The organism is Micrococcus sp. EYE_212 (genome assembly GCF_023147585.1).
Lineage (GTDB): Bacteria > Actinomycetota > Actinomycetes > Actinomycetales > Micrococcaceae > Micrococcus.
This window is the reverse complement of record NZ_JAHXOZ010000015.1, coordinates 46,424-55,264: the sequence shown is the minus strand read 5'-3', so window position 1 is coordinate 55,264 and position 8,841 is coordinate 46,424. Positions and strand designations below refer to the sequence as shown.

At 73.3% G+C, this 8,841-nt stretch carries 8 protein-coding genes and 2 pseudogenes; 7 read left to right on the top strand and 3 right to left on the bottom strand.

Features of this window, described 5'->3' with window-relative positions; translation table 11 throughout:
* Nucleotides 1–125 precede the first annotated feature (125 nt).
* The 4 genes and pseudogenes from KZX60_RS09980 to KZX60_RS09965 form a co-directional block, all read left to right on the top strand.
* Nucleotides 126–830 (top strand): annotated as a pseudogene (locus tag KZX60_RS09980) (IS481 family transposase); the annotation flags it as partial.
* A 10-nt stretch (nucleotides 831–840) separates the two neighbouring features.
* Nucleotides 841–1,812 carry a 1,4-dihydroxy-2-naphthoyl-CoA synthase gene (locus KZX60_RS09975; RefSeq protein WP_248118015.1) on the top strand — a complete coding sequence of 324 codons (972 nt, stop codon included), beginning with the start codon at nucleotides 841–843 and terminating at the stop codon, nucleotides 1,810–1,812.
* A gap of 30 nt (nucleotides 1,813–1,842) precedes the next feature.
* Complete coding sequence (locus KZX60_RS09970; RefSeq protein ID WP_248118013.1) at nucleotides 1,843–3,408, top strand: TrkA C-terminal domain-containing protein; 1,566 nt, start codon at nucleotides 1,843–1,845, stop codon at nucleotides 3,406–3,408.
* Between the two features lie 101 nt (nucleotides 3,409–3,509).
* Nucleotides 3,510–3,884: pseudogene (locus tag KZX60_RS09965) on the top strand (enoyl-CoA hydratase-related protein); the annotation flags it as partial.
* Here KZX60_RS09965 and KZX60_RS09960 read toward each other — a convergent pair.
* Nucleotides 3,875–4,501: a GNAT family protein gene (locus KZX60_RS09960; protein WP_248118011.1), complete on the bottom strand. Its 627-nt coding sequence runs from the start codon at nucleotides 4,499–4,501 to the stop codon at nucleotides 3,875–3,877. The pseudogene KZX60_RS09965 and the gene KZX60_RS09960 sit on opposite strands and share 10 nt — an antisense overlap.
* Before the next feature lie 43 nt (nucleotides 4,502–4,544).
* Here KZX60_RS09960 and KZX60_RS09955 point away from each other — a divergent pair, with 43 nt between their 5' ends.
* Nucleotides 4,545–5,771, top strand: coding sequence for an AMP-binding protein (locus KZX60_RS09955; RefSeq protein ID WP_248118009.1), 1,227 nt, complete (start codon nucleotides 4,545–4,547; stop codon nucleotides 5,769–5,771).
* Between the two features lie 367 nt (nucleotides 5,772–6,138).
* The gene (locus tag KZX60_RS09950; RefSeq protein WP_248118007.1) at nucleotides 6,139–7,011 is read left to right on the top strand and encodes a 1,4-dihydroxy-2-naphthoate polyprenyltransferase; all 873 of its coding nucleotides are present in this window, start codon (nucleotides 6,139–6,141) and stop codon (nucleotides 7,009–7,011) included.
* Nucleotides 7,012–7,027: 16 nt separating this feature from the next.
* On the opposite strand, the gene KZX60_RS09945 is transcribed toward KZX60_RS09950, so the two are convergent.
* Nucleotides 7,028–7,300, bottom strand: a complete 273-nt coding sequence (locus KZX60_RS09945) for a DUF4229 domain-containing protein (protein ID WP_248118005.1) — start codon at nucleotides 7,298–7,300, stop codon at nucleotides 7,028–7,030.
* Nucleotides 7,301–7,343: 43 nt separating this feature from the next.
* Between KZX60_RS09945 and KZX60_RS09940 the strand changes: the two genes are divergently transcribed.
* Entirely contained in the window at nucleotides 7,344–7,730 is a 387-nt protein-coding gene (locus KZX60_RS09940; RefSeq protein ID WP_248118003.1) for a PLDc N-terminal domain-containing protein, read from the top strand.
* Between the two features lie 7 nt (nucleotides 7,731–7,737).
* Here the strand turns inward: KZX60_RS09940 and ccsB are convergent, their stop codons facing one another.
* The gene (gene ccsB, locus KZX60_RS09935; RefSeq protein ID WP_248118001.1) at nucleotides 7,738–8,841 is read right to left on the bottom strand and encodes a c-type cytochrome biogenesis protein CcsB; all 1,104 of its coding nucleotides are present in this window, start codon (nucleotides 8,839–8,841) and stop codon (nucleotides 7,738–7,740) included.

The window sequence follows — 8,841 nt, the reverse complement described above, 5'->3', positions numbered from 1 at the left end:
CTACCACCGCCGCCGCCGGCAGGTGCGCCTGGGCCGATTGACGCCGGTCGAGTACGAGTTGATCATGGACCACACGCCCGCAGACGCGGCGTGACGAAGACTGTCACCTATGGGTGCATCAGTCCCTGTGTCTTCGTACCGTGGGACGGTGGCTGCACCGGGCCGGGCTCTCCCGGCTACGGGACCTGACCCCGGCCGGGGAAGACCTGCGCCAGCAGCCGGCCCAGAGGATCACCGCGAGGGGGCCGGGGCACATGGTGCACCTGGACGTGAAGAAGATCGGGAAGATCCCTGACGGGGGAGGCTGGCGTGCTCACGGCCGGGACTCCGAGAACGCGCGAGCGGCCAAGCGCGGGCCTGGCCGCCGGGTCGGCTACACCTACCTGCACTCGGCGGTGGACGGGTTCACCCGCCTGGCCTACACCGAGGCGTTGGAGGATGAGAAGGCGGTGACCACGATCGGGTTCTTCTGCCGGGCGCGGGCGTTCTTCGCCGCCCACGGCATCCGGATCGACAGGGTGGTCACGGACAACGGGAACAACTACCGGGCCGTGGACTTCACCCGGAAGGTGGTCTCGCTCGGGGGTCGGCACCACCGGATCCGCCCCTACACCCCGCGCCACAACGGGAAGGTCGAACGCTACAACCGGCTGATGGTCGATGAGGTCCTCTACGCCCGCCCGTACTCCTCAGAGACGGCCCGGCGTGAGGCCCTGGCGGTGTGGGTGAACCACTACAACTACCATCGGCCTCATACCTCCTGCGGGGACGCCCCGCCGGCCTCACTGGCCCCGGCGCGAGTCAACAACGTCATGACCTCTTACAACTAGACTCGACGCCATGACCGAGCAGACCGCCTCCTCCCGCGACCGCCTCCCCGAGAAGGTCTCCGACCTCTTCGACCCGACGCGCTGGCGCGTGGTCGAGGGCTTCGACTTCGAGGACATGACCTACCACCGACAGGTGGAGCGCGACGCCGACGGCCGCTGGGTGCGCGACCTGCCCACAGTGCGCATCGCCTTCGACCGCCCCGAGGTCCGCAACGCCTTCCGTCCCGGCACCGTGGACGAGCTCTACCGCGCCCTCGACCACGCTCGCATGACCCCGGACGTGGGCACGGTCCTCCTCACCGGCAACGGCCCCTCCCCCAAGGACGGCGGCCATGCGTTCTGCTCCGGCGGCGACCAGCGCATCCGCGGCCGCGACGGCTACCGCTACGCCGAGGGGGACACGGCCGAGACCATCGACCCGGCCCGCGCCGGCCGCCTGCACATCCTCGAGGTCCAGCGGCTCATGCGGACGTCGCCGAAGGTGATCGTCGCCGTCGTGAACGGGTGGGCCGCCGGCGGCGGGCACTCGCTGCACGTGGTCGCCGACCTCACGCTCGCCTCCCGCCAGCACGGGAAGTTCAAGCAGACGGACGCCACGGTCGGCTCGTTCGACGCCGGCTACGGCTCGGCCCTGCTCGCCCGCCAGGTGGGCCAGAAGCGGGCGCGGGAGATCTTCTTCGCCGCCCGCGAGTACTCAGCCGAGCAGATGGTCGAGATGGGCGCCGTCAACGAGGCCGTGGACCACGAGCGCCTCGAGGAGGTCGCGCTGGAGTATGCGGCGGACATCAACGCGCAGTCCCCGCAGGCCATCCGCATGCTCAAGTTCGCGTTCAACCTGCCCGACGACGGCATGGCCGGCCAGCAGGTGTTCGCGGGTGAGGCCACGCGCATGGCCTACATGACGGACGAGGCCGTGGAGGGCCGAGACGCGTTCCTGCAGAAGCGCGACCCGGACTGGTCCGCCTTCCCGTACCACTTCTGACCGACCACCAGGCAGGACGGAGACCCGCCCATGCTCGCACTGCTCAACGACCAGCCCATCCTCGTCCTCATGGCCACCGTCGCCCTGGGCGCCGCCGTCGGCACCATCCCCCTGGGCAAGATCCGCCTCGGCGCCTCCGGAGCCCTGTTCGTGGGCCTGCTCGTCGGGGCGGTGCTGCCCGACGTCGGCGACCGGCTGGCCCTGTTCCAGAGCTTCGGCCTGGCCCTGTTCGCCTACCTGATCGGGCTCGGCGCCGGCAAGGTGTTCTTCCGGGACCTGCGCCGCAACCTGCCCCTGATGCTGGCCGCCGTCGTCGTGGTGATCCTCACCACCTTCACGGTGCACCCGCTGGCCGCGCTGCTCAACCTGGACCTGCCGACGGCGATCGGCGTGTGGACGGGTTCGCTCACCGCGACGCCGGCGATGGCGCTGGCGAACCAGCTCACCGGCGGGCAGGCCCCGGCCGTGGGCTACGGGCTGTCCTACCTGGTGGGCGTGGTCGGCACCATCATCGCGATCACCCTGCTCGCCGCCCGCCCGTGGAGCAGTTCCCCGCGCGATCCGGCGCCGGTGACCGACGGCAAGCTGCGCTTCACCGCCGCGGCCGCCACCTCCGCTCTCGCCGTGCGGGAGATCCCGGGGATCTCCGACGGGCTGGTGCGCGTGGTGGCGCTGCACCACGGCGGCGTGGCTCGGATCGCCGGCTCCGCCGACCGGATCGAACCCGGGGACGAGGTCGTCCTGGACGGCACGGAGAAGAACATCGACGCGGCCGTGGAGGCCTTCGGCCGCCGCACCGGCGCCGACCCGGCGCGGGTGATGAACCCGCTGCAGACCTCCATGGTCATCGTCACCGCCCGCGCCCTGGCCGATCGCCGCCTGGGCACGCTGTCCCTGCGCGAGCGCTTCGGCACCGACGTCGCCCGGCTGCGGCGGGACGACGTCGAGTCGCTGGCCACCCCGCAGACCGAGCTCAAGGTCGGCGACCGGGTGCTCATCGTGACCACCGCGCCGCGGATGGAGGCGGTGCGCGACTTCTTCGGCAACTCGACCCGGGGGCTCTCGAACCTGGACTGGATCTCCCTGGGCACGGGCATGGCGCTGGGCTACCTGCTGGGCATGGTGACGATCCCGCTTCCGGGCGGGGCCTCCTTCTCCCTCGGCCCGGCGGCCGGGTGCATCCTCGTCGGCCTCGCCCTCGGTGCGATCGGCCGAACGGGACCCACCGTGTGGGAGCCGTCCACGGAGATCGCGCTGACGCTGCGGCAGTTCGGCCTCATGCTCTTCCTGGGCGTGGTGGGCCTGGCCGCCGGCCCGGCGTTCATCGAGACGGTGTTCACCCGGGTCGGCGGGCTGGCCATCCTGATGTCCGCCGTGCTCACCGCGCTGACCGCGGCCCTGCTCATCGCCGCGGCACGGCTGCTGGGGCAGTCCGTGGATCGCACCTACGGGGCACTGGCGGGCATCACGGGCCAGCCGGCGATCCTGGACTACGCGCTCTCCCGGTCCACCGACGCCCGCGTGACCGAGGGCTACGCCCAGCTGTTCGCGCTGATCATGGTGGTCAAGATCGCCACCGTGCCGTTCATGCTCTGACCGGTCGGTCGGATCCGATCCGCCGGGCGGGTCCGTCCGACCGTCGGGCCTCCTACACTCGGGGCCATGCCCGCCACCGCCGACGCCCTCGCCCGCGCCACGGACGTCTGCACGTCCTCGAGGTCCAGCGCCTGATGCGCACCTCGCCCAAGGCGATCATCGCCGTCGTGAACGGCTGGGCGGCCGGCGGCGGCCACTCGCTCCACGTGGTCGCGGACCTGACCCTGGCCTCGCGCGAGCACGGGAAGTTCAAGCAGACGGACGCCACGGTCGGCTCGTTCGACGCCGGCTACGGCTCGGCCCTGCTCGCCCGCCAGGTGGGCCAGAAGCGCGCCCGCGAGATCTTCTTCACGGCGCGCGAGTACTCGGCCGAGCAGATGGTCGAGATGGGCGCCGTCAACGAGGCCGTGGAGGGCCGGGACGCGTTCCTGCAGAAGCGCGACCCGGACTGGACGCCGTTCCCCTACTACTTCTGAGCCCGGCGCCCCACGCGGAACTCGAGGCCCTTCCTCACTGCGGGCCACTCCGCGGCGACGACGGAGTAGACCACCGTGTCCCGCACGTAGCCGTTGCGCTGTGCCTGCTGGCGCAGCACCCCGTCCCGCTTGGCACCGAGCCGCTCGATCGCCGCGCGGGACTGCATGTTCATCCAGTCCGTGCGGAACTCGACGGCGGCGACGCCCCAGACCTCGAAGGCGTGGCCGAGCAGGAGCAGCTTGGCATCGGCGTTCGTCCCCGTGCCGGAGGCGGAGGCCGCGTTCCAGGTGCTGCCGACCTCCACGCGGGGCACGGAACGGTCGATGTTCATGAACGTCGTCATGCCGATGACCTGCCCGTCGGAGAGCCGACGGGTGGCGAAGGGGACCATGGACCCGGCCTCCTGCAGGGCCAGGCGACGGTCGATCTCCGCTGCCATGCCCTCGGGGGTGGGCACGGCGGTGTACCAGAGCTCCCACTGCCGGCCGTCCTGCACCGCCTCGACGAGCTCGTCGTGGTGGTCGTGGCTCAGCGGCTCCAGCCGGACGAGGCGGCCGGTGAGCGTGACGGGGCCGATCTCGGCGGCGGGCGTGGCGGCGGTGTCCGGGGCGGTCATGCGTGAAGCCTAGAGCGTCCCCGCCCACGATTACCGTGGTCTCATGCCGCTGACCCCCGACGCCCTGGCCACTGCCCGCTCCGCCCTCGCCACGGCGTTCGACGGCGGCGCGCCCGTCGAGTTCACGGCGGACGGCACCGTGGCCCTGCACCCCGAGGCCCGCGATCCGGCGCGCTGCGGCCACCCGGACGCCGTCGCCGTCGTCCGCACGTCCGGCTCGACGGGCACGCCGAAGCAGATCGTCCTGACCCGCGGCGCCCTGCGCGCCTCGGCCGCCGCCACCGCGCAGCGGCTCGGCGGGGAGGGCACGGGCGGCGAGGGGCACTGGCTCCTCGCGGTCGGCGTCCACTACGTGGCCGGCCTGGCCGTGCTCTCCCGCACCATCGCGGCCGGCACCGCGCCCGTCGCGCTGGCGCCCGGCCCGTTCACGCCCGCCGCCTTCGCCGCAGGGGCCGCCCGCCTCCCGGACGACGGCGGCCCGCGCTTCGTCTCGCTCGTCCCCACCCAGCTCGCCCGGCTCCTGGCGCCCGGAGCCGACCCGGCCGGCGTGGCGGCGCTGCGCGCCTTCGACCGTGTGCTGGTGGGCGGGGCGCGCCTGGCCCCCGAGCTGCGCGCGTCCGCCGAGGCGGTCGGCGTGCGTGTCACCGCGACCTACGGCATGGCGGAGACGTGCGGGGGCTGCGTGTACGACGGCGTCCCGCTGCCCGGCGTCACGGCGGACACCGTCCCGTCCGACCCCGCCGACCCAGCCGCCAGTCCGCGGGTGCGCCTCGCCGGGCCCATGGTGGCCGCCGGCTACCTCGACGACCCCGTCCGCACCGCGGCGCACTTCCCGCGCGGCGCGGACGGCGCCCCCGCCTTCCTCACCGAGGACACGGGCACGGTGTCCGGCACCCCCGACGGCGGCACGCGCCTGTCCGTCACCGGGCGCCTGGACGACGTCGTCATCACGGGCGGTGTGAAGGTCTCGGCCGCCGCGGTGGCCGCCGCGCTCGAGGCGCACCCGGGCGTCGCGGCCGCCCACGTGGCGGGCGTGGCCGATCCCGAGTGGGGGCAACGGCTGTGCGCGGCGGTGGTGCCGGCCGAGGGCGACGTCCTCCCCGGCGGGGCCCTCCCCGCGGCCCTCGAGGATGAGCTGCGCTCCCGCGTGCGCACCGGGCTCGGGCCGGCCGCCGTCCCGAAGACGTGGCTGGCCCTCGACGCGCTGCCGCTGCTGGGCACCGGGAAGACGGACCGGCAGGAGCTCACCCGGCGGTTCGCCGAGGCGTGACGCTGCCTCTCCCCGGATCGGCAGCCGGGACACGGATGACGCCGTCCGCGCGGTGGGGGAGCCGGCCAGGGCGGAGCTCGGCCCGGGGAGGCGGAGGGCGCAGGCCGTGGCCGCCCGGATGGGCCGCGCGTCATCCCAGGTCGCCCCCTGAGGGCCGACGTGATCACCCTCGGCCTCCTCTCCACCCCCCAGCACGGCTACGCTGAGTTCGCAGTCCCCCCGTTCGAGGCGTTCGTGAAGTGCGCCATCCCCGAGCTGGACGTCCCCCCACCGCGTCGACGTCGCACGCGTCCCCTCGCTGACCCGCCTCGCACCGCCCCGCATCGCATCGCCCCGCATCGCATCGTCTCCAGGAGGTCCCCCGACCATGTCCGCCTCGCTCTCCCAGTGGGTCGCCGCCGCGCGCCTGCGCACGCTGCCGATGGCGGTGGCGCCCGTGATCGTCGGCTCGGCCGCCGCGGCGGACCTCGGGTCCCTCCACGTGGGCCGCGCCCTGCTCGCGCTCGTGGTCTCGTTGGCCCTGCAGGTGGGCGTGAACTACGCCAACGACTACTCCGACGGCATCCGCGGCACCGACGACGACCGGGTGGGCCCCTTCCGCCTCACGGCGTCCAAGCTCGTTCCCGCGAAGCATGTGAAGCTCGCCGCGTTCGCCTGCTTCGCGCTGGCGATGCTCGCCGGGCTGTGGCTCGTGCTGCTGGCCGGCCAGTGGTGGCTGATCGCCGTGGGCCTGCTGTGCGTGGCGGCCGCGTGGTACTACACGGGCGGCAAGAAGCCCTACGGCTACCTGGGCCTGGGCGAGGTGTTCGTGTTCGTGTTCTTCGGCCTCGTGGCGGTGCTCGGCACCACGTACACCCAGGCGGGCACGGTCTCCGGCCTGGCCTGGGCCGGCGCCGTGGGCTGCGGGCTGATCTCCACGGCACTGCTCATGGTGAACAACATCCGGGACATCCCCACGGACCGCGCGGCCGGCAAGATGACCCTGGCCGCCCGCATCGGGGACGCCCCGGCCCGCGCATCTTACGCCGTCATGCTGGCGGTCGCCGTGCTGCTGCCGCTGCTGTTCGTGGACTCCCACCCGTGGATGCTGCTCGTGCTGCTGGCGGCGGCGCTCGCCGTCCGCCCGGCCCGCACGGTGCTGCGCGCCCAGGACCGCCGCCGGCTCATCCCCGTGCTGCGCGCGACGGGCGTCATCGGCCTGCTCTACGCGATCACCTTCGCGCTCGGCGCGGCCCTCTGACCGGTGCCGGGGCTCGTCAGCCCCGGAAGCGTCCCTCGGTGTAGGCGTCCTCGGCGTCCGCGTCGGTCTGCTCGATGCGGCCGCGCCGCCCGGGCCGGCCCTCCCACGCGGCCGCGAGGTCCTGCGTGGCGCCCAGGCGCAGCCGTGTGAGGAAGAGGTAGCTGATCGCGAAGGTCAGCACCGCGGCCACGATCGTGGACATCACCAGTCCCAGGCCCAGCCAGAGGCTGACGCCCCAGACGGCGAAGAACAGGAGCACGCGGACGAGGCCGTAGAGGAAGAGACGCACCCGTCCATTCTAGGAGCGCTCCGCCGCCGAATAGACTGGACCGATGGGCCGCTTCCTCATCCCCGCCGCGATCGTCCTCGTCGGCCTCACCCTGTACGCCCTCTTCGAGGCGCTGCTCACCCCGGCGCACCAGGTGCGCTCGATGCCCAAGTGGGCGTGGGTGGCCGTCGTCGTGCTGGTCCCGCTCGTGGGGCCCCTGCTGTGGCTGTGCCTCGGCCGCGCCCGCCCGGCGGGCGCCACGGGCCGCCCCCCCGCCCGTCCCGCCTCCCCCGACGACGACGAGGACTTCCTGCGCACCCTGCGCACCCAGCGTCGTCAGGCCGAGCGGGAGCGCGAGCTGGACCGGCGGGACGCCGAGCTGCGCGCCCGCGAGGAGGAGCTGCGCCGCCGCCGGGAGACGGGTCAGGAGCCGGACGGTCCCGAGGCCTGACCTCCGGTCAGCTCGGCAGGCCCGCGTACGAGTGCAGGCCGGGGAAGAACTTGTTGACGATCGTGTAGTTGAACACGATGCAGGCGAAGCCCACGATGCTCAGCCACGCGGCGCGGGAGCCGGTCCAGCCGCGGGTGGCGCGGGCGTGCAGGTACGCCGCGTAGACCACCCAGATCACGAAGGACCAGACCTCCTTGGTGTCCCAGTTCCAGTAGCGCCCCCACGAGGCCTCGGCCCAGATGGCGCCGGCGATCACGGTGAAGGTCCACATCACGAAGGCGACCGCGTTGAGGCGGTAGGACCAGTTCTCGAGCGCGAAGGCCGAGGGCACGAGGCGCAGGAAGGACCAGGAGTGCTCTCCCGCGGCGGCCCGCCGCTCGGCGCGGTCCTGCAGGAGCTGGAGCACGGACATGGCGGCGGTCAGCGCGAAGAGAGAGCTGGCCAGCACGGCGATGGACACGTGGATCACGAGCCACGGCGACTGCAGCGGCGGCTGGAGGTGGCCCACCGGCGTCGGGAAGCCCATGGTGGCGGCGCACATCATGGCCACCACGAGGCCCGTGACGAAGGAGCCCACGAAGCGCAGGTCCTTGCGGATCAGGAACGCGAGGTACACCGTCACGATGACGAGCGCGCCCGTGGTCATGAACTCGTAGAGGTTGCCCCACGGCACGCGGTGCGCGGCGATGCTGCGGGCGACCACGGCGAAGGCGTGCAGGGCCCAGCCGATCGCGAGCACGGCCACGGCCACGTTGGCGACGGGGCGGCGGCCCGTGCCGGTGTAGTCCATGTCCTCGTCCACGAGGCCGTTGCCGGCTCCCGCGTGGCGCGTCTCGGCGGGCAGGGCGGTGGTGCCGGAGCCGCCGACCGTGCCGTTGGCGGCGGAGCGGGCGCCGACGCCGGCCGGCTCCCGCGTCGCGGCGGGGACGACGCCGGCCGTGCCGCGCTCGGCCGCGAGCTGGGTCTCGATTCGACGGATGGTGGAGGAGGAGATCGCCATGTCGACGGCGAAGAGGATGAAGGCCGCCGCGTAGACGAGGGCGGCGATGAGCATGAACAGGTCGCTGTACTGCGCCAGCTGCTCGTTCACGGGTGCCGTGGGGTTGTACAC